18 protein-coding genes are annotated in these 22,432 nt (G+C 69.5%); 8 read left to right on the top strand and 10 right to left on the bottom strand.

Annotation, left to right across the window (positions count from 1 at the left end):
• The first annotated feature begins 1 nt into the window (after position 1).
• Entirely contained in the window at positions 2 to 655 is a 654-nt protein-coding gene (locus tag MTAB308_RS14700; RefSeq protein WP_077100215.1) for a hypothetical protein, read from the top strand.
• Positions 652 to 1,341, top strand: coding sequence for a hypothetical protein (locus MTAB308_RS14695; protein WP_077100216.1), 690 nt, complete (start codon positions 652 to 654; stop codon positions 1,339 to 1,341). The genes MTAB308_RS14700 and MTAB308_RS14695 overlap by 4 nt, the downstream gene beginning before the upstream one ends.
• On the opposite strand, the gene MTAB308_RS14690 is transcribed toward MTAB308_RS14695, so the two are convergent.
• Together MTAB308_RS14690 and MTAB308_RS14685 are read right to left on the bottom strand one after the other, a co-directional pair.
• On the bottom strand, positions 1,342 to 1,878 hold the full coding sequence (locus tag MTAB308_RS14690; protein ID WP_077100217.1) for a transcriptional regulator: 537 nt from the start codon (positions 1,876 to 1,878) through the stop codon (positions 1,342 to 1,344).
• Positions 1,875 to 4,910: an MMPL family transporter gene (locus MTAB308_RS14685; RefSeq protein WP_077100218.1), complete on the bottom strand. Its 3,036-nt coding sequence runs from the start codon at positions 4,908 to 4,910 to the stop codon at positions 1,875 to 1,877. The genes MTAB308_RS14690 and MTAB308_RS14685 overlap by 4 nt, the downstream gene beginning before the upstream one ends.
• Positions 4,911 to 5,232: 322 nt before the next feature.
• On the opposite strand from MTAB308_RS14685, the gene MTAB308_RS14680 reads away from it, so the two are divergent.
• Entirely contained in the window at positions 5,233 to 5,769 is a 537-nt protein-coding gene (locus MTAB308_RS14680) for a hemophore (RefSeq protein WP_077100219.1), read from the top strand.
• Here MTAB308_RS14680 and MTAB308_RS14675 read toward each other — a convergent pair.
• Entirely contained in the window at positions 5,766 to 6,932 is a 1,167-nt protein-coding gene (locus tag MTAB308_RS14675; protein ID WP_077100220.1) for a lysylphosphatidylglycerol synthase transmembrane domain-containing protein, read from the bottom strand. The two genes, MTAB308_RS14680 and MTAB308_RS14675, sit on opposite strands and share 4 nt — an antisense overlap.
• Positions 6,933 to 7,090: 158 nt before the next feature.
• On the opposite strand from MTAB308_RS14675, the gene MTAB308_RS14670 reads away from it, so the two are divergent.
• Positions 7,091 to 8,248, top strand: coding sequence for an AI-2E family transporter (locus tag MTAB308_RS14670; protein ID WP_077100221.1), 1,158 nt, complete (start codon positions 7,091 to 7,093; stop codon positions 8,246 to 8,248).
• Between the two features lie 152 nt (positions 8,249 to 8,400).
• Here the strand turns inward: MTAB308_RS14670 and MTAB308_RS14665 are convergent, their stop codons facing one another.
• Positions 8,401 to 9,558 carry an AI-2E family transporter gene (locus tag MTAB308_RS14665; RefSeq protein ID WP_077100221.1) on the bottom strand — a complete coding sequence of 386 codons (1,158 nt, stop codon included), beginning with the start codon at positions 9,556 to 9,558 and terminating at the stop codon, positions 8,401 to 8,403.
• Between the two features lie 158 nt (positions 9,559 to 9,716).
• On the opposite strand from MTAB308_RS14665, the gene MTAB308_RS14660 reads away from it, so the two are divergent.
• On the top strand, positions 9,717 to 10,883 hold the full coding sequence (locus MTAB308_RS14660; RefSeq protein WP_077100220.1) for a lysylphosphatidylglycerol synthase transmembrane domain-containing protein: 1,167 nt from the start codon (positions 9,717 to 9,719) through the stop codon (positions 10,881 to 10,883).
• Here the strand turns inward: MTAB308_RS14660 and MTAB308_RS14655 are convergent.
• Positions 10,880 to 11,416: a hemophore gene (locus tag MTAB308_RS14655; RefSeq protein ID WP_077100219.1), complete on the bottom strand. Its 537-nt coding sequence runs from the start codon at positions 11,414 to 11,416 to the stop codon at positions 10,880 to 10,882. The genes MTAB308_RS14660 and MTAB308_RS14655 overlap by 4 nt on opposite strands.
• A gap of 322 nt (positions 11,417 to 11,738) precedes the next feature.
• Here MTAB308_RS14655 and MTAB308_RS14650 point away from each other — a divergent pair, with 322 nt between their 5' ends.
• Both MTAB308_RS14650 and MTAB308_RS14645 read left to right on the top strand, forming a co-directional pair.
• Positions 11,739 to 14,774: an MMPL family transporter gene (locus MTAB308_RS14650; protein WP_077100218.1), complete on the top strand. Its 3,036-nt coding sequence runs from the start codon at positions 11,739 to 11,741 to the stop codon at positions 14,772 to 14,774.
• Positions 14,771 to 15,307: a transcriptional regulator gene (locus tag MTAB308_RS14645; RefSeq protein WP_077100217.1), complete on the top strand. Its 537-nt coding sequence runs from the start codon at positions 14,771 to 14,773 to the stop codon at positions 15,305 to 15,307. Before MTAB308_RS14650 ends, MTAB308_RS14645 begins: the two co-directional genes overlap by 4 nt.
• Here MTAB308_RS14645 and MTAB308_RS14640 read toward each other — a convergent pair whose 3' ends face one another.
• The gene (locus MTAB308_RS14640) at positions 15,308 to 15,997 is read right to left on the bottom strand and encodes a hypothetical protein (protein ID WP_077100216.1); all 690 of its coding nucleotides are present in this window, start codon (positions 15,995 to 15,997) and stop codon (positions 15,308 to 15,310) included.
• Positions 15,994 to 16,647, bottom strand: coding sequence for a hypothetical protein (locus MTAB308_RS14635; RefSeq protein WP_077100215.1), 654 nt, complete (start codon positions 16,645 to 16,647; stop codon positions 15,994 to 15,996). The genes MTAB308_RS14640 and MTAB308_RS14635 overlap by 4 nt, the downstream gene beginning before the upstream one ends.
• Positions 16,648 to 16,689: 42 nt before the next feature.
• On the opposite strand from MTAB308_RS14635, the gene MTAB308_RS14630 reads away from it, so the two are divergent.
• Positions 16,690 to 18,666 (top strand): M13 family metallopeptidase, encoded by a 1,977-nt coding sequence (locus MTAB308_RS14630; protein WP_077100214.1) that lies wholly within the window; start codon positions 16,690 to 16,692, stop codon positions 18,664 to 18,666.
• Here the strand turns inward: MTAB308_RS14630 and MTAB308_RS14625 are convergent.
• The 3 genes from MTAB308_RS14625 to MTAB308_RS14615 all read right to left on the bottom strand — a co-directional run.
• Positions 18,663 to 20,897: a molybdopterin-dependent oxidoreductase gene (locus tag MTAB308_RS14625; RefSeq protein ID WP_077100213.1), complete on the bottom strand. Its 2,235-nt coding sequence runs from the start codon at positions 20,895 to 20,897 to the stop codon at positions 18,663 to 18,665. The two genes, MTAB308_RS14630 and MTAB308_RS14625, sit on opposite strands and share 4 nt — an antisense overlap.
• On the bottom strand, positions 20,894 to 21,481 hold the full coding sequence (locus MTAB308_RS14620; protein ID WP_077100212.1) for a TetR/AcrR family transcriptional regulator: 588 nt from the start codon (positions 21,479 to 21,481) through the stop codon (positions 20,894 to 20,896). The genes MTAB308_RS14625 and MTAB308_RS14620 overlap by 4 nt, the downstream gene beginning before the upstream one ends.
• A 108-nt stretch (positions 21,482 to 21,589) precedes the next feature.
• The coding region (locus MTAB308_RS14615; RefSeq protein WP_216823672.1) for a L,D-transpeptidase at positions 21,590 to 22,432 on the bottom strand (843 nt) is incomplete at its 5' end.

Below are 22,432 nucleotides of genomic sequence, written 5' to 3'. Positions count from 1 at the left end.
CATGTCAGACGACGCCGAACTGGTCGAAGCCGAAGACGACGTCGATCCCGACGACGACGTCGACCCCGCAACCGCCGACTCCGAGCCCGAACCGGCGGCCCCCCGGATCTTTTCGCCGTACGGCATCGCGTCCACCGTGCTCGGCGTGCTGGCGGTGGCCGCCGTGGTGTTCGGCTACTTCATCTATTCCGCCCACCGCGACGAGCTGGGCGAGCGCAGCTACCTGACGCGCGTCATGCAGACCGCCGCGGAGTGGACCGGCGTGCTGATCAACATGAACAGCGGCAACATCGACGCCAGCTTGCAGAAGCTGCACGACGGCACGGTCGGCGAACTCAACACCGACTTCGACGCGGCCGTGCAGCCCTACCGGCAGGTGGTGCAGAAGCTGCAGTCGCAGAGCGCAGGCCGGATCGAGGCGGTGGCGATCGAAACGGTGCACCACGACCTGGACACCCAGCCCGGTGTCTCGCGGCCGGTGGTCACCACCAAGCTGCCGCCGTTTGCCACCCGGACGGATTCGGTGATGCTGGTTGCCACGTCGGTCAGCGAGAACGTCGGGGCCAAGCCGCAGGTGGTGCATTGGAACCTGCGGCTCGACGTCTCCGACGTCGACGGCAAGCTGATGATCTCCGGGCTGGGATCCATCCGATGAGAAACATCTGGCGGCTGCTGGCCTTCGACGTCGTGGCGCCGCTGGCCGCCATCGCCGCCCTGCTGGCCATCGGGATGGTCCTCGGCTGGCCGCTGTGGTGGGTGTCGGGATGCACGGCGCTGCTGGTGCTGATCGCCGAGGGCGTGGCCGTGAACTTCTGGCTGCTGCGCCGTGATTCGGTCAGCGTCGGCACCGACGACGACGCGCCCGGTCTGCGGCTGGCCGTGGTGTTGCTGAGCGCGGCCGCCCTGGGCGCGGCGGTGCTGACCGGCTACACGCACTGGACGCGGCCGGATCGCGAGTTCAGGAAGGATTCCCGCGACGTGGTTCAGGTCGCCACGGGGATGGCCGAGGCGATGGCGTCGTTCACGCCGAGCGCCCCCACCAGCTCCATCGACCGGGCCGCGGCCATGATGCTGCCCGAGCAGGCGGGCGCGTTCCGTGACCAATACAAGCAGTCCAGCGCCGATCTGGCCCAGCACAATGTGACGGCACAGGCCGCCACGCTGGCGGCCGGGGTCGAGGCCTTGGGGCCGACGGCGGCCAGCGTGGCCGTGATCCTGCGGGTGACCCAGAACGCGCCCGGCCAGCCCCCCAGTCAGGCGTCGCCGGCGCTGCGGGTGACCCTGGCCAAGAAGGGCGGCACCTGGCTGGTGGCGGACGTGCGGCCGATCAATTCCCGGTGATCAGTCGGCTTCGGTCGGCCGCGCGGACTTCACCTTGACGAACCGATCCGACAGCCGGCGCATCCGGATCATCAGCGCGGACGTCGGGCTGATGCTGCCGTCGAGGTAGGTGCCCAGCTCCTCGGGCGACACCCCGATGCGCGACGCGAATTCCTGTTCGCCCAGTCCCGACCGGTCGATCAGCAGCCGCACGTGGCGGGCGACCTCGGCGCGTTCGTTGGCCTCCAGGTGGGTGCGGGCGCGCTCCAGCACCTCCCAGAGGGCCTTGGAGATGCCCGACGGACGCGTGCCCTCGAGGACCTCCTCGACCTGGCGGGCGGTCCGCCCGTACGGGTCGCGCTTCAGCGCGGCGGCGATGCGCTTCCAGGTGGCGATGTCGCCGCCTTGGAGGGCCGACCGGATGGCGGCCGTCGGCCAGAACTCCACCGGCTGGTCGGGATCCGGAAGGGGGCCGGCGGGTCCGCCGTTGGGCCTGCGCTGGTCGCCGGCGGACCGCTGGGGTGGCGGCGCCGGACGTCGCTCGGATGCCAACGTCACCTCGCCTCCTCCAGCATCGCTACGGCCACCGAGAGGCAGCGCTGCTTGACATCTTCCCAGTCTGCCTTGGCGTCGGGTTCCGACCACTGGTCGTCGCCGAAATCGGAAGGATGCGGATCCGCGAGCCGGCGGACTAGCTGCGTTGCCATCCATTCCCGCCTGGACGTCTGACAACAGTAATAGCTATCCATGCCGGCCAGCACCACAGCGGCGGTCTCCGGCTCCACGCTGTCCACCATGTCAGCAAAGTCGGCGTAATCGCGGCTGCTGTTACGGCACATGATCAAGTAGCCCTTGAGCCGCAGCGCCTCCGCGCCGGTCGGGACGAGCAGGCGGTCGCCGGTGGGCAGCTGCACGTTGGTGGTCTCCACCGGGCTGCGCCGCTCGAACCTCGGCGGCTCGCAGTCGTCGACATCGGTCTCCAGCGCGTCGATCGCCACCGACAGCCGCCCCCGCCACAGCGTGACCGGGTGAACCGGGCGGTCCCCCGCGATCGCGCGGGCGATGCCGTTGCGCGACGCGAGGCCGCCGACGAGCTTCTTGGCGGCCGAGTGGCCGTTGCCGCCGTTCTTGGCGGCCGCCGGGCCCACCCCGTTCCCCGCTTCGTCGTCGATGCTCACCTGGTGGGGGATCTGTCCGGGGCCGAGCCCCCGGCTGCCCTCGGGGCCTTGGGAAAAGCCGGGCTGCGCCGCCTTGCCATTGCGCCCACACCCGGTGAAGGCCAGCGGGTCGGCGACGCAAATGGCATCGGGTGCAAGGGTTTTGAGCTTCGCGGCCGACTTCAGCACCATGCGCAGGTCGGCGCTGGGTGGCGTGAGCGCGGAGATGTCGTCGGGGATGACCACGACGTCACCGAGGTCGACCTCGGGCAGCGGGCGGTCGAAGTCGACCGACGGCAGCACGCGACGCAGCCACCGGGGCATCCACCAGTTCCACTGGGTGAACATCGCCATCAGCGCCGGGACCAGGACCAGCCGCACCACGGTGGCGTCCACGGCGATCGCGACGGCGCACGCCACGCCGATCTCCGCGACCAGCGGCATGCCGGCGAACGCGAAGCCGATGAACACCGCGATCATGATCAGCGCGGCGCTGGTGATGGTGCGGGCGCTGGTGCTCACGCCGTAGGCGACCGCGTCCCGGGTGTTCCCCGAGTGGAGGAACCGCTCCCGGATGCGGGTGAGCAGGAAGATCTCGTAGTCCATCGACAACCCGAACGTCATCGCCAGCACCAGCGGGGGCACGGTGCTGTCGATCGAACTGATCTGGGTGAATCCGAGGCCCTGCAGCCAGCCCCACTGGAAAACCATCACCAGGCTGCCGTACGCGGCGGCGACCGACAGCAGCGTCATCAGCACGCCCTTGAACGCCAGGAACACCGAGTGGATGGAGATCAGCAGCATCACGAACGCGATCGCCGCCACGAACAGCAGCACGAACGGCTCGGTCTGCGACACCCGGTCGTCGAAGTCCTTGATCAACGCGGTCGGGCCGCCCACGTCGACCCGCGCCGTCCCCGGGTCGGGGATCTTGGAGAGCTGCGTGCGCATCCAGCCAACGGTGTCGCGGGCCCTCATGTCCTCGGGATCCACCGACAACACCGCGGACACCAGGGCGCTGCCGTTGTCCTCGGCGAATTGCGGGGGCGACACCGAGACGATGTTGGGCGCCTGCGTCATCTTCTGGCGGATGGCGGCCACCGTCTGGCTGTGCTCGGGTGAGGCCGCGCCGCCGTCGGGAAAGCTGATCAGCACCCGGATGGGACCCAGCGCGCCCGGCCCGAGCGCCTGGGCCGCCGCGCCGACGCCGGCGCGGATCTCGTGGGACGAGTCGAACTGGCGCAACAGGCTGTTGCCCAGCACCATCGACCCCGCCGGCACGGCCATGATGAGCAGCACCACCGACGCCGCCACCGCCGACGCCCACGGCCGGCGCATCACCCAGCCGATCCACCGATTCCAGAACCGGGACTGGGCGCCCTCGGGCTGACGCGACCAGTGCAACAGGCGCGACCTCTTGGCGGCCGCCCGCCCGAACGTCGCCAGCACCGCCGGCGTCAGGGTGGCCGCCGACAGCATCGCGACCGCGACGGCCATGATCGCGCCGGTGGCCATCGACTTCAGCGCCGGGGTGTTGATGATGTAGATGCCGGTCAGGGAGGCGACGACGGTCATCCCCGACAACACCACCGCCAGCCCGGAAGTGGCCATGGCGGCGTCCACGGCCTCGTTCGGCTGGCGGCCGGCGCGCAGTTCCTCGCGGAAACGCATCAGGATGAACAAGGAATAGTCGACGGCGAGCGCGATGCCGAACATCGACACCGTCGAGGTCACGAACACCGACATGGTGGTGTACGCCGACAGTAGATAGACCAGGCCCATGGTGACGACGACGGTGCAGGCGCCGAGGGCGAGCGGGATCGTCGCGGCGGCCAGCGAGCCGAACACCGCCAGCAAGACGATCAGGATGATCGGCAGGTTCCATTTTTCGGCGGCGGCGATGTCGTGCTTGGTGTTCGCCGCCGCGGCGGCGCTGAGCGCGCCCTGCCCGATGACGTAGAGCCGGACCCTGCCGTTGGCGGTCTGGCCCGGCTGATCACCCTTGACGCCGACCCTCTGTTGGAGTTGTTTGGCGAGGTCGCTGGTGCCGGCGTTGCGCGCGTCCAGCCGCAGCGACACGACGTAGGGACGGTCGGGCTGCGGCGGCCGCTGGGTGGGGTTGGGCACCTCGGTGACGCCCGGGAACTCGCCGGCGACCTGCCGCAGCATCGCGACCGCGTCGTTGATGTCGGAGTAGCTGGCGTCCGGGCGGGGAGCCGCCACCAGCGCCAACGAGGATGCGCCCTGATCGTGGTAGAGATCCTCGAGCTGGTCGTGAACCGCCAGCGACTGGGAGCCGGCCACTTCGAAACCGCCACCGGTCAGGTTTCCCGACTGCGACATGGCCAGATACACCGCCGGCACCAATGCCAGCAACCAGCCTGTGAAGACCAACCAGCGGTACTTACGCAGGCTGCGGCTGATGCGCATCATGAACTGCTGGATTTCTTCACTCCCCGGGCTCTCGCGCAATGCGTGCAGGCGAGAATACCGCAGCAGGCTGTGGATTATGTCGGCTTATCTAGTTCCTGAGCTGCAACGACACGGATGTTGCCAAGCCGCCGCCCAGTTGTTGTGAACCGGTGACCAAGCGGGATTTCCGTCACACGCGCTAGCAGCGGCGATGGGGGCGATGGCAGGATGTCGGGTGGCCGCGCGGGGGATGGGAAGTCCGCCGATCAAACACCGTCTAATGCAGCCGTTCGCAACGCGTTTGGCACCCGCGCGCACCTCGCAAACTCCGAAGGGGTTGACCATGACAACAGGCACCGCGACCAGGCGCCGCAGACTTATCGCCGGGCTGATCGCCGCCGCCGCGCCCGGCGCCGCCCTTGCCGTCCTCGCCGGGCCGCCCGCCACGGGCGCCAACGACCCGTGCGCGGCCAGTGAGGTCGCCCGCACGATCGGTTCGGTCTCGAAGTCCATGGGCGACTACCTTGACTCGCATCCCGAGACCAACCAGGCGATGACGACCATCCTGCAGCAGCAGGCCGGACCGCAATCGTTCACCGGGCTGAAGTCCTACTTCGAGGCCAACCCCAAGGTTGCCGGCGACATGACGTCGATCGCGCAGCCGCTGACCAACATCTCGACGCAGTGCAAGCTGCCGATCACCATCCCACAGGCGATGGGCATGATGCAGCAGGCGCAGGGCGCGGCCGGCGGCCTTCCGGGTGGGCTGCCCGCGCTGCCCGGCAACGCCGCCGGTGCCCCGCCCGCCGGCGGTCTTCCGGGCGGCACGCTTCCCGGCGTCACGGTCGGCGGCGCACCGCGCCCGAACAGCGTCGGCTAACCGCCGCGTTCCGGCTGCTGCTCGTGGGGCGGCAGCGGACCCTGCAGGGCGGTCTCGGTCGGGTCGGCGGACGGGTCGACGCGGATCACCGGTAGCGGCCCCGTGATGGGGTCGTCGCCCTCGGCGACGCCGGTGTTCTCGGTGCGGAACACGAAGAAGAACACCACCCAGCCGACGGCGGAGATGAGTAGCCAGCTGATCAGCCGGTAGATCAGCATGGCGGAGATGGCGTTCGGCAACGACATCCCGCTGGAGACGAGGCCGGGCACCAGCACCGCCTCCACGACCAGCAGCCCGCCCGGCATCAGCGGTATCGTGCCGACGGCGCGGGCGGCCGCGTAGGCAACCGTCAGCCCGGCCACCGACGCGTGGTCGCCGGCGGCGTACGCGGCGAAGCCCAGGCAGGCCACGTCGGCGATCCAGTTGAACATCGACCAGCTGAACGCGACGCCCAGGTCGCGGCGGCCCAGGCTCACCGATTCGAGCTGGGTGAGGGTCTCGCGCCACCGGTCCAGGCCGGTGTCGGCCGGCTTGCCCCGGAGGGAGTTGAACCACGACAAAACCCGGCTGCCGATGCCCTCGATCAGCTCCGGCCGCGACGCCACCGCCTGGGCCAGCAGCAACAGCGCGACGAACCCGCCCAGCGTGAACAGCAGCGAGAACGGGTTGTTCTTGGCGCCCAGGAAGAACGCACCGCCCAGCCCGAGCAGCGCCAGCCCCACCGCCTGCAGCACGCCGGACATCACCAACTGCCACGAGGCCACCACCGTCGAGGCACCCCAGATCCGCTGCTGGCGCAGCAGGAACGTCGCCGACAGGACGGGGCCGCCCGGCAGCGTGGTGCTCAGCGAATTGGCCGCATAGAACGCGGCCTCCGACCGCAATTGCCTGACGTGCACGCCGGCCGATCCCAGCAGGGTGCGCTGGATCTGCGCGAAGCTGTGCATCGACGCGGCCGCGGCCAGCACCGACGCGATCAGCCACCACCAATTGGCCTCGTACAGGCTCATCCAGGCCTTGGCCAGCTGATTCCAGCCGAGTGAAATCTCGACAGCAAGCACGATCGCGACGACGGCCAGGATGGCCCAGCGCACCCACCAGTACTTGCCGCGCGGCGGTGCTTCGCGCGTCAGGTCCAGCTTGCGGGTGGCGTCGTGCGACACGTGCTTTAGGGTAACCGCGCAGGTGGCGCGGCCAGCGAGGCGAAGCTCCGACCGTGTCTTGCTCGTTCCGGGGCCGTAACCGGATCGTGCCGGGCCCGGTGAGCGGGGGACCCCGCAACGGCCGGTCGCGGCGCCGCGCCGCCAGATAGGCTGGCCTGATGCCGGCAAATCCCGAGGCCGCCTTCGAGGCTGGGTCCGTCGAACCCCTTGTCCGAAAGGCCGCCGCCTGGGCGTGGCGTTTGCTGGTCATTTTGGCCGCGGTGCTCGCGCTGCTCTGGGTGGTCTCGAAGCTGGAGATCATCGTCGTCCCGGTGTTGCTGGCGCTGATTATCAGCGCGTTGCTGGTTCCCGCGGTCGACTGGATAGACAAACGGGGCCTGCCGCGCGGGGCGGCGGTGGCGCTGGTCATGCTGGGCGGGTTCGCGATTCTGGGCGGCATCCTGGCGTTCGTCATCGCCCAGTTCGTCTACGGCCTGCCCGACCTGACGGAGCAGATCAGCCGCAGCATCGACTCCACCCGCCGCTGGCTGATCGAGGGTCCGTTGCATCTGCGGGGCGAGCAGATCTCCAACGCGGGCAACGCCGCGATCCAGGCGCTGCACAACAATCAGTCGAAGCTGACCAGCGGTGCGCTGTCCACCGCGGCGACGATCACCGAGCTGGTGACGGCCGCGGTGTTGGTGCTGTTCACGCTGATTTTCTTCCTCTACGGCGGGCGCAACATCTGGCAGTACGTCACCAAGATCTTCCCGGAGGACGCCCGTGCGCGGGTGCGTGAGGCGGGCATCGCCGGATACGGGTCGCTGATCAGCTACGTGCGCGCCACCTTCCTGGTCGCCCTGACCGATGCGGCGGGCGTCGGCACCGGGTTGGCGATCATGGGCATCCCGCTGGCGCTGCCGCTGGCCTCGCTGGTGTTCCTCGGTGCCTTCATCCCGCTGGTGGGTGCGGTGGTCGCCGGCTTCCTGGCCGTCGTGGTGGCCCTGCTGGCGAAAGGCTTCGTCTACGCGCTGATCACGCTGGGTTTGCTAATAGCGGTGAACCAGCTCGAGGCGCATTTGCTGCAGCCGCTGGTGATGGGTCGCGCCGTCTCGATCCACCCGCTCGGGGTGGTGCTGGCCATCTCCACCGGCGGCGTCCTCGGCGGGATCGTGGGGGCCCTGCTCGCCGTTCCGACGGTCGCGTTCCTCAACAACGCGATCCAGGTGCTGCTCGCCCCGGATCCGTCCGCGGAGGCCGAAATGCAGGCCGAGGCGGCCGACCAGGCGGAACTCGTTCAGGCCGAACCGGACCGGCCCGGCGATAAACCCGACTGAGCCGCCAAGCCCTTACAGTCGCCCCTCGCGGCGCAACAGATCCTGGGCGCTGACGCCCGCGCCGCCCCCGCCGCCGCGGCGGCGGGGGCGGCGCGGGCGTCAGCGCCCAGGATCTGTTGCGCCGCGAGGGGCGACTGTAAGGGCTTGGCGGCTCAGTCGGGTTTATCGCCGGGCCGGTCCGGTTCGGCCTGAACGAGTTCCGCCTGGTCGGCCGCCTCGGCCTGCATTTCGGCCTCCGCGGACGGATCCGGGGCGAGCAGCACCTGGATCGCGTTGTTGAGGAACGCGACCGTCGGAACGGCGAGCAGGGCCCCCACGATCCCGCCGAGGACGCCGCCGGTGGAGATGGCCAGCACCACCCCGAGCGGGTGGATCGAGACGGCGCGACCCATCACCAGCGGCTGCAGCAAATGCGCCTCGAGCTGGTTCACCGCTATTAGCAAACCCAGCGTGATCAGCGCGTAGACGAAGCCTTTCGCCAGCAGGGCCACCACGACGGCCAGGAAGCCGGCGACCACCGCACCCACCAGCGGGATGAAGGCACCGAGGAACACCAGCGAGGCCAGCGGCAGCGCCAGCGGGATGCCCATGATCGCCAACCCGGTGCCGACGCCCGCCGCATCGGTCAGGGCGACCAGGAAGGTGGCGCGCACGTAGCTGATCAGCGACCCGTATCCGGCGATGCCCGCCTCACGCACCCGCGCACGGGCGTCCTCCGGGAAGATCTTGGTGACGTACTGCCAGATGTTGCGCCCGCCGTAGAGGAAGAAAATCAGCGTGAACAGCACCAACACCGCGGCCGTCACCAGCTCGGTGATCGTCGCCGCGGTGGACAGCGCACCGCTGGTCAGCTTCGACTGATTGTTGTGCAGCGCCTGGATCGCGGCGTTGCCCGCGTTGGAGATCTGCTCGCCCCGCAGATGCAACGGACCCTCGATCAGCCAGCGGCGGGTGGAGTCGATGCTGCGGCTGATCTGCTCCGTCAGGTCGGGCAGGCCGTAGACGAACTGGGCGATGACGAACGCCAGGATGCCGCCCAGAATCGCGAACCCGCCCAGCATGACCAGCGCCACCGCCGCCCCGCGCGGCAGGCCCCGTTTGTCTATCCAGTCGACCGCGGGAACCAGCAACGCGCTGATAATCAGCGCCAGCAACACCGGGACGACGATGATCTCCAGCTTCGAGACCACCCAGAGCAGCGCGAGCACCGCGGCCAAAATGACCAGCAAACGCCACGCCCAGGCGGCGGCCTTTCGGACAAGGGGTTCGACGGACCCAGCCTCGAAGGCGGCCTCGGGATTTGCCGGCATCAGGCCAGCCTATCTGGCGGCGCGGCGCCGCGACCGGCCGTTGCGGGGTCCCCCGCTCACCGGGCCCGGCACGATCCGGTTACGGCCCCGGAACGAGCAAGACACGGTCGGAGCTTCGCCTCGCTGGCCGCGCCACCTGCGCGGTTACCCTAAAGCACGTGTCGCACGACGCCACCCGCAAGCTGGACCTGACGCGCGAAGCACCGCCGCGCGGCAAGTACTGGTGGGTGCGCTGGGCCATCCTGGCCGTCGTCGCGATCGTGCTTGCTGTCGAGATTTCACTCGGCTGGAATCAGCTGGCCAAGGCCTGGATGAGCCTGTACGAGGCCAATTGGTGGTGGCTGATCGCGTCGGTGCTGGCCGCGGCCGCGTCGATGCACAGCTTCGCGCAGATCCAGCGCACCCTGCTGGGATCGGCCGGCGTGCACGTCAGGCAATTGCGGTCGGAGGCCGCGTTCTATGCGGCCAATTCGCTGAGCACCACGCTGCCGGGCGGCCCCGTCCTGTCGGCGACGTTCCTGCTGCGCCAGCAGCGGATCTGGGGTGCCTCGACGGTGGTGGCCTCGTGGCAGTTGGTGATGTCCGGCGTGCTGCAGGCGGTGGGGCTGGCGCTGCTCGGGCTGGGCGGTGCGTTCTTCCTGGGCGCCAAGAACAACCCGTTCTCGCTGCTGTTCACGCTGGGCGGGTTCGTCGCGCTGTTGCTGCTGGCCCAGGCGGTGGCGTCGCGGCCGGAGCTGATCGAGGGCATCGGCAGCCGGGTTTTGTCGTGGTTCAACTCCCTCCGGGGCAAGCCGGCCGACACCGGCCTGGACCGGTGGCGCGAGACCCTCACCCAGCTCGAATCGGTGAGCCTGGGCCGCCGCGACCTGGGCGTCGCGTTCAGCTGGTCGATGTTCAACTGGATCGCCGACGTGGCCTGCCTGGGCTTCGCCGCGTACGCCGCCGGCGACCACGCGTCGGTGGCCGGGCTGACGGTTGCCTACGCGGCCGCCCGCGCCGTCGGCACGATACCGCTGATGCCGGGCGGGCTGCTGGTCGTGGAGGCGGTGCTGGTGCCCGGCCTCGTCTCCAGCGGGATGTCGTTGCCGAACGCCATCTCCGCCATGCTGATCTACCGGCTGATCAGCTGGCTACTCATCTCCGCCGTCGGCTGGGTGGTGTTCTTCTTCGTGTTCCGCACCGAGAACACCGGCGTCGCCGAGGGCGACGACCCCATCACGGGGCCGCTACCGGTGATCCGCGTCGACCCGTCCGCCGACCCGACCGAGACCGCCCTGCAGGGTCCGCTGCCGCCCCACGAGCAGCAGCCGGAACGCGGCGGTTAGCCGACGCTGTTCGGGCGCGGTGCGCCGCCGACCGTGACGCCGGGAAGCGTGCCGCCCGGAAGACCGCCGGCGGGCGGGGCACCGGCGGCGTTGCCGGGCAGCGCGGGCAGCCCACCCGGAAGGCCGCCGGCCGCGCCCTGCGCCTGCTGCATCATGCCCATCGCCTGTGGGATGGTGATCGGCAGCTTGCACTGCGTCGAGATGTTGGTCAGCGGCTGCGCGATCGACGTCATGTCGCCGGCAACCTTGGGGTTGGCCTCGAAGTAGGACTTCAGCCCGGTGAACGATTGCGGTCCGGCCTGCTGCTGCAGGATGGTCGTCATCGCCTGGTTGGTCTCGGGATGCGAGTCAAGGTAGTCGCCCATGGACTTCGAGACCGAACCGATCGTGCGGGCGACCTCACTGGCCGCGCACGGGTCGTTGGCGCCCGTGGCGGGCGGCCCGGCGAGGACGGCAAGGGCGGCGCCGGGCGCGGCGGCGGCGATCAGCCCGGCGATAAGTCTGCGGCGCCTGGTCGCGGTGCCTGTTGTCATGGTCAACCCCTTCGGAGTTTGCGAGGTGCGCGCGGGTGCCAAACGCGTTGCGAACGGCTGCATTAGACGGTGTTTGATCGGCGGACTTCCCATCCCCCGCGCGGCCACCCGACATCCTGCCATCGCCCCCATCGCCGCTGCTAGCGCGTGTGACGGAAATCCCGCTTGGTCACCGGTTCACAACAACTGGGCGGCGGCTTGGCAACATCCGTGTCGTTGCAGCTCAGGAACTAGATAAGCCGACATAATCCACAGCCTGCTGCGGTATTCTCGCCTGCACGCATTGCGCGAGAGCCCGGGGAGTGAAGAAATCCAGCAGTTCATGATGCGCATCAGCCGCAGCCTGCGTAAGTACCGCTGGTTGGTCTTCACAGGCTGGTTGCTGGCATTGGTGCCGGCGGTGTATCTGGCCATGTCGCAGTCGGGAAACCTGACCGGTGGCGGTTTCGAAGTGGCCGGCTCCCAGTCGCTGGCGGTTCACGACCAGCTCGAGGATCTCTACCACGATCAGGGCGCATCCTCGTTGGCGCTGGTGGCGGCTCCCCGCCCGGACGCCAGCTACTCCGACATCAACGACGCGGTCGCGATGCTGCGGCAGGTCGCCGGCGAGTTCCCGGGCGTCACCGAGGTGCCCAACCCCACCCAGCGGCCGCCGCAGCCCGACCGTCCCTACGTCGTGTCGCTGCGGCTGGACGCGCGCAACGCCGGCACCAGCGACCTCGCCAAACAACTCCAACAGAGGGTCGGCGTCAAGGGTGATCAGCCGGGCCAGACCGCCAACGGCAGGGTCCGGCTCTACGTCATCGGGCAGGGCGCGCTCAGCGCCGCCGCGGCGGCGAACACCAAGCACGACATCGCCGCCGCCGAAAAATGGAACCTGCCGATCATCCTGATCGTCTTGCTGGCGGTGTTCGGCTCGCTGGCCGCCGCGACGATCCCGCTCGCCCTCGGCGCCTGCACCGTCGTCGTCACCATGGGCCTGGTCTATCTACTGTCGGCGTACACCACCATGTCGGTGTTCGTGACCTCGACGGTGTCGATGTTCGGCATCGCGCTCGCCGTCGACTATTCCTTGTTCATCCTGATGCGTTTCCGCGAGGAACTGCGCGCCGGCCGCCAGCCGAACGAGGCCGTGGACGCCGCCATGGCCACTTCCGGGCTGGCGGTGGTGTTGTCGGGGATGACCGTCGTCGCCTCCCTGACCGGCATCTACATCATCAACACCCCGGCGCTGAAGTCGATGGCCACCGGCGCGATCATGGCCGTCGCGGTCGCGATGCTGTCGGCGGCCACCCTGACGCCGGCGGTGCTGGCGACGTTCGGGCGGGCGGCCGCCAAGAGGTCGCGCCTGTTGCACTGGTCGCGTCAGCCCGAGGGCGCCCAGTCCCGGTTCTGGAATCGGTGGATCGGCTGGGTGATGCGCCGGCCGTGGGCGTCGGCGGTGGCGGCGTCGGTGGTGCTGCTCATCATGGCCGTGCCGGCGGGGTCGATGGTGCTGGGCAACAGCCTGTTGCGCCAGTTCGACTCGTCCCACGAGATCCGCGCCGGCGTCGGCGCGGCGGCCCAGGCGCTCGGGCCGGGCGCGCTGGGTCCCATCCGGGTGCTGATCAGCTTTCCCGACGGCGGCGCGGCCTCACCCGAGCACAGCCAGACGGTGGCCGCCATCCGCCAGAAGATGACGCAGGCGCCCAACATCGTCTCGGTGTCGCCCCCGCAATTCGCCGAGGACAACGGCAGCGCCCTGGTGTCCGCGGTGTTGTCGGTGGATCCCGAGGACATGAGGGCCCGCGACACCGTTGGCTGGATGCGCACGCAGCTCTCCAAGATCCCCGACCCGGGGACGGCGCGGGTCGACGTGGGCGGCCCGACCGCGTTGATCAAGGACTTCGACGACCGGGTGTCGCAGACCGAGCCGTTCGTGCTGCTGTTCGTGGCGGCGATCGCGTTCGTGATGCTGCTGATCTCCATCCACTCGGTGTTCCTGGCGTTCAAGGGCGTGCTGATGACGCTGCTGTCGGTCGCCGCCGCGTACGGCAGCCTGGTGATGGTTTTCCAGTGGGGCTGGCTGCAGGGCCTCGGATTCACCCAGATCAGTTCGATCGACAGCACCGTGCCCCCGCTGGTGCTGGCGATGACGTTCGGGTTGTCGATGGACTACGAGATCTTCCTGCTCACCCGCATCCGGGAGCGGTTCCTCCACTCGGGGAACACCCGGGACGCGGTCGCCTACGGCGTGAGCACCAGCGCCCGCACCATCACCAGCGCCGCGCTGATCATGATCGCGGTGTTCATCGGCTTCGCGTTCGCCGGCATGCCGCTGGTCGCGGAGATCGGCGTGGCGTGCGCCGTCGCGATCGCCGTGGACGCCACCGTGGTGCGGCTGGTCCTGGTCCCGGCGCTGATGGCGATGTTCACCCAGTGGAACTGGTGGATGCCCCGGTGGCTGCGTCGCGTGCTGCCGTCGGTCGACTTCGACCGCCCGCTGCCCGAGGTCGACCTCGGTGACGTCGTGGTCATCCCCGACGACATCTCCGCGCTCACGCCACCCAGCGCCGACCTGCGCATGGTGCTGAAGTCGGCCGCGAAGCTCAAAACCCTTGCACCCGATGCCATTTGCGTCGCCGACCCGCTGGCCTTCACCGGGTGTGGGCGCAATGGCAAGGCGGCGCAGCCCGGCTTTTCCCAAGGCCCCGAGGGCAGCCGGGGGCTCGGCCCCGGACAGATCCCCCACCAGGTGAGCATCGACGACGAAGCGGGGAACGGGGTGGGCCCGGCGGCCGCCAAGAACGGCGGCAACGGCCACTCGGCCGCCAAGAAGCTCGTCGGCGGCCTCGCGTCGCGCAACGGCATCGCCCGCGCGATCGCGGGGGACCGCCCGGTTCACCCGGTCACGCTGTGGCGGGGGCGGCTGTCGGTGGCGATCGACGCGCTGGAGACCGATGTCGACGACTGCGAGCCGCCGAGGTTCGAGCGGCGCAGCCCGGTGGAGACCACCAACGTGCAGCTGCCCACCGGCGACCGCCTGCTCGTCCCGACCGGCGCGGAGGCGCTGCGGCTCAAGGGCTACTTGATCATGTGCCGTAACAGCAGCCGCGATTACGCCGACTTTGCTGACATGGTGGACAGCGTGGAGCCGGAGACCGCCGCTGTGGTGCTGGCCGGCATGGATAGCTATTACTGTTGTCAGACGTCCAGGCGGGAATGGATGGCAACGCAGCTAGTCCGCCGGCTCGCGGATCCGCATCCTTCCGATTTCGGCGACGACCAGTGGTCGGAACCCGACGCCAAGGCAGACTGGGAAGATGTCAAGCAGCGCTGCCTCTCGGTGGCCGTAGCGATGCTGGAGGAGGCGAGGTGACGTTGGCATCCGAGCGACGTCCGGCGCCGCCACCCCAGCGGTCCGCCGGCGACCAGCGCAGGCCCAACGGCGGACCCGCCGGCCCCCTTCCGGATCCCGACCAGCCGGTGGAGTTCTGGCCGACGGCCGCCATCCGGTCGGCCCTCCAAGGCGGCGACATCGCCACCTGGAAGCGCATCGCCGCCGCGCTGAAGCGCGACCCGTACGGGCGGACCGCCCGCCAGGTCGAGGAGGTCCTCGAGGGCACGCGTCCGTCGGGCATCTCCAAGGCCCTCTGGGAGGTGCTGGAGCGCGCCCGCACCCACCTGGAGGCCAACGAACGCGCCGAGGTCGCCCGCCACGTGCGGCTGCTGATCGACCGGTCGGGACTGGGCGAACAGGAATTCGCGTCGCGCATCGGGGTGTCGCCCGAGGAGCTGGGCACCTACCTCGACGGCAGCATCAGCCCGACGTCCGCGCTGATGATCCGGATGCGCCGGCTGTCGGATCGGTTCGTCAAGGTGAAGTCCGCGCGGCCGACCGAAGCCGACTGATCACCGGGAATTGATCGGCCGCACGTCCGCCACCAGCCAGGTGCCGCCCTTCTTGGCCAGGGTCACCCGCAGCGCCGGCGACGCCTGACTGGGGGGCTGGCCGGGCGCGTTCTGGGTCACCCGCAGGATCACGGCCACGCTGGCCGCCGTCGGCCCCAAGGCCTCGACCCCGGCCGCCAGCGTGGCGGCCTGTGCCGTCACATTGTGCTGGGCCAGATCGGCGCTGGACTGCTTGTATTGGTCACGGAACGCGCCCGCCTGCTCGGGCAGCATCATGGCCGCGGCCCGGTCGATGGAGCTGGTGGGGGCGCTCGGCGTGAACGACGCCATCGCCTCGGCCATCCCCGTGGCGACCTGAACCACGTCGCGGGAATCCTTCCTGAACTCGCGATCCGGCCGCGTCCAGTGCGTGTAGCCGGTCAGCACCGCCGCGCCCAGGGCGGCCGCGCTCAGCAACACCACGGCCAGCCGCAGACCGGGCGCGTCGTCGTCGGTGCCGACGCTGACCGAATCACGGCGCAGCAGCCAGAAGTTCACGGCCACGCCCTCGGCGATCAGCACCAGCAGCGCCGTGCATCCCGACACCCACCACAGCGGCCAGCCGAGGACCATCCCGATGGCCAGCAGGGCGGCGATGGCGGCCAGCGGCGCCACGACGTCGAAGGCCAGCAGCCGCCAGATGTTTCTCATCGGATGGATCCCAGCCCGGAGATCATCAGCTTGCCGTCGACGTCGGAGACGTCGAGCCGCAGGTTCCAATGCACCACCTGCGGCTTGGCCCCGACGTTCTCGCTGACCGACGTGGCAACCAGCATCACCGAATCCGTCCGGGTGGCAAACGGCGGCAGCTTGGTGGTGACCACCGGCCGCGAGACACCGGGCTGGGTGTCCAGGTCGTGGTGCACCGTTTCGATCGCCACCGCCTCGATCCGGCCTGCGCTCTGCGACTGCAGCTTCTGCACCACCTGCCGGTAGGGCTGCACGGCCGCGTCGAAGTCGGTGTTGAGTTCGCCGACCGTGCCGTCGTGCAGCTTCTGCAAGCTGGCGTCGATGTTGCCGCTGTTCATGTTGATCAGCACGCCGGTCCACTCCGCGGCGGTCTGCATGACGCGCGTCAGGTAGCTGCGCTCGCCCAGCTCGTCGCGGTGGGCGGAATAGATGAAGTAGCCGAACACCACGGCGGCCACCGCCAGCACGCCGAGCACGGTGGACGCGATGCCGTACGGCGAAAAGATCCGGGGGGCCGCCGGTTCGGGCTCGGAGTCGGCGGTTGCGGGGTCGACGTCGTCGTCGGGATCGACGTCGTCTTCGGCTTCGACCAGTTCGGCGTCGTCTGACATGGGCCGATCGTTGCATCCAAAAGAAGATGGAAGGATGGCGGGGTGACTGTAGAGGCCATCCGATCGGGCGTCGACCTGAGCTTTGTCGACGCGACCGCCCGCCCCCAAGACGACCTGTTCGGCCATGTCAACGGCCGCTGGCTGGCCGACTACGAGATTCCCCCCGACCGCGCGACCGACGGCGCGTTCCGCGCGCTGTACGACCGGGCCGAGGAGCAGGTCCGCGACCTGATCGAGGAGGCCAGCCGGCGGGGCGCCCCGGCGAACACCGACGAGCAACGCATCGGTGACCTCTACGGCAGCTTCCTCGACGTACACGCCGTCGCACGCCGGGGCCTGGCCCCGCTGCTCGACGAGCTGGCCTCGATCGACGCCTGCGCGGACCGCGCCGCCCTGGCCGGCGCGATCGGCGCCCTGCAGCGCACGGGCGTAGGCGGCGGCGTCGCGTTCTATGTGGACACCGACGCCAAGAACTCGGCCCGCTACCTGGTGCACTTCTCGCAGTCGGGCATCGGCCTGCCCGACGAGTCGTACTTCCGCGAGGAGCAGCACGCCGCCGTGCTGGCCGCCTACCCGGGACACATCGCGCGGATGTTCGGCCTCGTGTACGGCGGCGATCACGCCGACACCGCGGCCCGGATCGTGGCGCTGGAGAGCAAACTCGCGGCCGCGCACTGGGACGTGGTCAAGCGCCGCGACGCCGACCTCACCTACAACCTGCGCACCTTCGCCGGGCTGCGGGACGAGGCGGCGGGCTTCGACTGGGCCGGCTGGGCGGCCGCGCTGGGCGGCTCCCCCGACGCCCTCGCGGAAGTGGTTGTGCGCCAACCGGACTACCTGACCGCGTTCGCCGCGCTGTGGGACAGCGAAGACATCGAGGACTGGAAGCGCTGGGCGCGTTGGCGCGTGATCCGCGCCCGCGCCGCGTGGTTGACCGACGACCTCGTCGCCGCGGACTTCGATTTCTACGGTCGCCTGCTGACCGGCGCCGAGCAGATCCGCGAGCGCTGGAAGAGGGCGGTGTCGCTGGTGGAGGGCCTGCTGGGCGATGCCGTCGGAAAGCTTTACGTGCAGCAGCATTTCCCGCCGAGCGCCAAGGCCCGCATCGACGCCCTGGTGGACAACCTGAAGGCGGCGTACCGGTTGTCCATCAGCGAACTGGACTGGATGACGCCGCAGACCCGCGAGCGGGCGCTGACCAAGCTGGAGAAGTTCACCGCCAAGGTCGGCTACCCGGCGAAGTGGCGGGATTACTCGGCGCTGGTGATCGACCGCAACGACCTGTACGGCAATTACCAACGCGGATACGCGGTCAATCACGACCGCGAGCTGGCCAAGCTCGGCGGGCCGGTGGACCGCGACGAGTGGTTCATGACGCCCCAGACCGTCAACGCGTACTACAACCCGGGGATGAACGAAATCGTCTTCCCCGCAGCCATTTTGCAGCCGCCCTTCTTCGACGCCGAGGCCGACGACGCCGCCAACTACGGCGGGATCGGGTCGGTGATCGGTCACGAGATCGGGCACGGTTTCGACGACCAGGGCGCCAAATACGACGGCGACGGCAACCTGGTCGACTGGTGGACCGACGACGACCGCACCGAGTTCGGTGCCCGCACCAAGGCGCTGATCGAGCAGTACGACGCGTACACGCCCCGGGCGCTCGACGGCCGGTATCACGTCAACGGCGCGTTCACCGTCGGCGAGAACATCGGCGACCTCGGCGGGCTGTCCATCGCGCTGCTGGCCTACCAGCTGTCACTGAACGGCGAACCCGCCCCGGTCATCGATGGCCTGACCGGAGTGCAGCGAGTATTCTACGGCTGGGCGCAGGTGTGGCGCACCAAATCCCGTGATGCCGAAGCGATCCGGCGATTGGCGGTGGACCCGCATTCGCCGCCGGAGTTCCGCTGCAACGGTGTCATCCGCAACATGGATGCCTTCTACGACGCCTTCGACGTGACCGAGGGCGACGCCCTGTACCTCGCGCCGCAGCGGCGGGTCAGGATCTGGAACTAGGCCACCCCGCACGCTTCGATGCGCGCGGGCACGTGCTTGTGCCACGGCGTGCCGGCGTACGGGTCGCGCCACTCCGTCGAGGTGAGCGCGTTCGGGGCGACGCCCGGAACAACGGTATCGCCTGCGTCGTCGACGTAGTCGAGGCCAAAACCGTTGGGCAGGGCCGCATGCCCGGCCAGCATGGTCTCGGTGATCTCGACGGCCACCTCGGCGCTGCCGGCAGCGGTGCTGACCCGGGCCCGTTGCCCGTCGGCGAGCCCCAGGGCCTGGGCGTCCTCGACGCTGACCCGCAACGCGCCGTCGGCGTCGCGCTTGCGCCAGGACGGGTCGCGGAAGATGTCGTTGGCGGTGTAGGCGCGCCGCTCACCGACGGACAGGACGATCGGGAACTCCGCGGTGGTCAGGCGGGGCGGCGCCGCGGCCAAAGCCCTTAGGTCCTTCAGCATTTCGGGGATTTCCAGCGCGATCTTGCGGTCCGCGTGGCTGATCAGCGCGAAGTCATCCTCGTATTCGTGCCGGGTGAACGTGACGCCCGATGGGCTGGCCAGGATGGCATCGAACAGCGCGTTGCCATCGGCGTGGCCGGCCCGCCGGACGGCCTCGGGGTAGGCCATCGCGGTCTTCTGGGCCAGCCCCCACGCGGCGGCCGCGCCGGCCAACCCGTCGGGCAGTGTCGGCCCCAGTGTCTCGTAGAGCACGTACGGAACCAGCTTCGCCACGGTCGGATTGGCGGCCACGGCGGAAAGGAACGCCTCGGCGTAGGCTTGCCGGCCGCGGCGTGCGGCCTCGTGCAGCGGGCGCAGCTCGGCGTCGTCGAGTACGCCGAGCGCGCGCACCAGCCGCGCCCAGATCTCGGGTTCGGGCAGCGTGCCCGGCAGGGGCGGCAGCAACGGCCGGCGCAACTGAAAAGTGTTGGCGGGGAACTCGAAGTTGAAGAAGGTCGCCTCGGGCTTCTCGAACTGCGACGCCGCGGGTAGCACGTAATGGGCGAGCCGTGCGGTCTCGGTCATCGCGACGTCCACTACCACCATCAGTTCCAGCGCGCCGAAGGCCTCGCGGCAGGCGGCCGAGTTGGCCAGCGAGTGGGCGGGATTGCTGCTCTCGACGATCATGGCCCGGAAGCGGTCGGGGTGGTCGGTCAGGATTTCCTCGGGCACCGCGTTGCTCGGTATCAGCCCGGCGATGACGGGCGCACCGGTGACGGGCGTGCGCCCGGTGACCTGGCTGAACAACGGCGCGAACGACGAATGCAGGTGCTGGCCGCCCCTTTTCGCGAAGTTGCCGGTGAGGATCCACAGCAGCTTGTTCAGGTAGGAGCACAGGGTGCTGTTGGGCGCCTGCTGAACCCCGAGGTCCTCGAACACCGCCACGCTCGCGGCGGCGCCGACGCGCCGCGCGGCCGCGCGCAACAGTTCCTCGTCGACCCCGCAGCGCGACGCGTAGTCGGCGACCGGAACCTCGCGCAGCGCCGCGCGCACGGCGTCGGAGCCGCGCACGTGCTCGGCGAGAAAGGCTTCGTCGCAAAGGTTTTCCTGGACGAGCACGCCCGCCAGGGCGGCCAGGCACCAGGCGTCGGTTCCCGGGCGCACCCGCAGGTGGAAGTCGGACATCTTCGCGGTGTCGGTGACGACGGGATCGATGACGATCATCGACCGGGCCGGATCCTTGGCGATCTCGTTGAGCACCACCCGGGCCCGCGGAAAGCTCTGCGACATCCACGGGTTCTTGCCCACGAACACCGACACCTCGGCGTGCTCGAACTCGCCCCGCGTATGACCGCCATAGAGTTGCGCGTCGACCCAGGCCTCCCCGGTCTTCTCCTGCGCCAACGCGTTCGACCGATACCGCGAACCGAGCGCCTTCAGGAACGCGCCGCTGTAGGCGCCGCCCAGATGGTTGCCCTGCCCGCCCCCGCCGTAGTAGAAGATCTTGTCCCCGCCGTAGGCGTCGCGGATGTGCTTGAACCCCTCGGCGATCTCGACAATCGCCGTGTCCCAGTCGATCTCCTCGAACGTGCCGTCAGCGCGGCGGCGCATCGGCGAGGTCAGGCGGGCGCGGTTGTTCTGGTAGTGGTCGAGCCGCAGCGCCTTGTTGCATGTGTACCCCTGCGACCCCGGGTGCGCCTTATCGCCCCGGATGCGGGCCAGGTGGCCGTCCTCGACTTGCACGACGATGCCGCAGTTGCATTCGCACAGGATGCAGGCCGTCGGCGCCCATTCAGTGGTGGTCATTGCGAAACCCCTTCGGAGAGTTCGGCCACGAGCAGTCGGTGTAGCTGGCGGCGGACGACATCGAGCGGGGCGAGGTCGCGCCGCACCCTGGCCAGGACGATCGCCCCCTCGAGCGCCGAGGTCGCCAGCACCGCGAACTCGCGGGCACGATCGGCCGCGATGCCGTCGGCGATGAGGCGCTGGGCGATCAGGCCGGACCAGCGGTCGAACACCGCCGCGGCACGCTCGACCACCGGTGCCATCCGGTCGCGGTCGGACTGCTCGCCGGCTTCGACGGAGACCGCGACCACGGGGCAGCCGGCGCGGAAGTCGGTCTCGAGGAGCTGTCGGCGGTACTTGTCGATCAGCGTGTCCAACAGTTCGCGGCAGCCGGCGGCCCCTGCGATGACGGCGGCGACGTGTTCGCCCGCGTAGTCGACGGCCTCGCAGAGCAGTTGGGTCCGCCCGCCCGGGAAGTAGTGATAGGCCGACCCGCGCGGCGCGCCGCTGTGCTCGAGGACGTCCGAGATGGCCGTGGCGTGCGCGCCGCGCTCCCTGATCAGCAGCGCGGCGGACACCACCATCCGCTCGCGGGGGCTACGCATATGTATGATGCTATACATAACAGGCCGGCCCGCGAAAGGGGCCCAGCGGCCGCAAAAGCCCCCGGTTCGTGACGAAAAGGGGGCTCTTGGGACTGCTCGGCTACGCCGTTACGACATCCAGTCGCTCGAGCCGTCGTTCTTCTTGTAGTCGCCGCCGGTGGAGTTCTTCACGATGATCGGATCCCCCGGCCCGAAGTTGTCGAAGAACCACCTCGCGTTGGACGGGCTGATGTTGATGCAGCCGTGGCTGACGTCGCGCTTGCCCTGGTCGTCCACCGACCACGGGGCGCTGTGCACGAAGTCCCCAACGTTGTCGAAGCGGACGGCCAGCTCGACGGTCACCTTGTAGCCGTACGTCGAGTTGACCGGGACGCCGTAGGTCGAGGAGTCCATCACCACCGACGGCATCTTCTCCTGCACGTAGTAGGTGCCGTTGGGGGTCTGGTGGTTGCCGGACGTCATGCCCATCGACATGGGGATGGTCTTCTCCACGGTGCCATTGCGCGTCACGGTCAGCTGGTGGGTCGAATCGTCGGCCGTGGCGATCAGGGTGTCGCCGGTGTGGAAGGTGGACACGGTGCCGCCCGCGTCGACCGTCACGTCGGTGTGAGCGGGCCAGAAGCTCAGCGGGCGCCAGCGCAGCTGGGTCGGGGTCATCCAGTAGAACTTGCCCGGCACCGGCGGGACCGATGACACGTGGACCGCGTCGATGGCCGCGCCCGCGTCGTCAACCCGGCCGGGGAAGTTGATGATGATCGGTTGGCCCACGCCCACCGTCGAGCCGTTTTTCGGGACGAACGACGGCGGCCCGAACGGCGGCGTGCCCGTGAACGGCGTCGGGTTCTGCCCGGCGGCGGGACCCGCCGCCACCGGCGACGCACCCGGGAAGGTAAACGGCGGCGGCGCAAACGGAGGCGGGGGCGCGGCCAGCGGGTCGGGTGCCGGCGGCGG

This window comes from Mycobacterium terramassiliense, from assembly GCF_900157385.1.
GTDB classification, from domain to species: domain Bacteria; phylum Actinomycetota; class Actinomycetes; order Mycobacteriales; family Mycobacteriaceae; genus Mycobacterium; species Mycobacterium terramassiliense.
The sequence above is the reverse complement of the archived record's forward strand: the minus strand, read 5'-3'. Positions and strand labels throughout refer to the sequence as shown.

What these genes read in the sequence shown, in the direction of transcription:
- MTAB308_RS14620 (WP_077100212.1), bottom strand. Translation starts at nt 21,481, where the DNA reads ATGCGTAGCCCCCGCGAGCGGATGGTGGTGTCCGCCGCGCTGCTGATC.
- MTAB308_RS14680 (WP_077100219.1), top strand. Translation starts at nt 5,233, where the DNA reads ATGACAACAGGCACCGCGACCAGGCGCCGCAGACTTATCGCCGGGCTG.
- MTAB308_RS14635 (WP_077100215.1), bottom strand. Translation starts at nt 16,647, where the DNA reads ATGTCAGACGACGCCGAACTGGTCGAAGCCGAAGACGACGTCGATCCC.
- MTAB308_RS14700 (WP_077100215.1), top strand. Translation starts at nt 2, where the DNA reads ATGTCAGACGACGCCGAACTGGTCGAAGCCGAAGACGACGTCGATCCC.
- MTAB308_RS14625 (WP_077100213.1), bottom strand. Translation starts at nt 20,897, where the DNA reads ATGACCACCACTGAATGGGCGCCGACGGCCTGCATCCTGTGCGAATGC.
- MTAB308_RS14650 (WP_077100218.1), top strand. Translation starts at nt 11,739, where the DNA reads ATGATGCGCATCAGCCGCAGCCTGCGTAAGTACCGCTGGTTGGTCTTC.
- MTAB308_RS14670 (WP_077100221.1), top strand. Translation starts at nt 7,091, where the DNA reads ATGCCGGCAAATCCCGAGGCCGCCTTCGAGGCTGGGTCCGTCGAACCC.
- MTAB308_RS14665 (WP_077100221.1), bottom strand. Translation starts at nt 9,558, where the DNA reads ATGCCGGCAAATCCCGAGGCCGCCTTCGAGGCTGGGTCCGTCGAACCC.
- MTAB308_RS14685 (WP_077100218.1), bottom strand. Translation starts at nt 4,910, where the DNA reads ATGATGCGCATCAGCCGCAGCCTGCGTAAGTACCGCTGGTTGGTCTTC.
- MTAB308_RS14695 (WP_077100216.1), top strand. Translation starts at nt 652, where the DNA reads ATGAGAAACATCTGGCGGCTGCTGGCCTTCGACGTCGTGGCGCCGCTG.
- MTAB308_RS14640 (WP_077100216.1), bottom strand. Translation starts at nt 15,997, where the DNA reads ATGAGAAACATCTGGCGGCTGCTGGCCTTCGACGTCGTGGCGCCGCTG.
- MTAB308_RS14655 (WP_077100219.1), bottom strand. Translation starts at nt 11,416, where the DNA reads ATGACAACAGGCACCGCGACCAGGCGCCGCAGACTTATCGCCGGGCTG.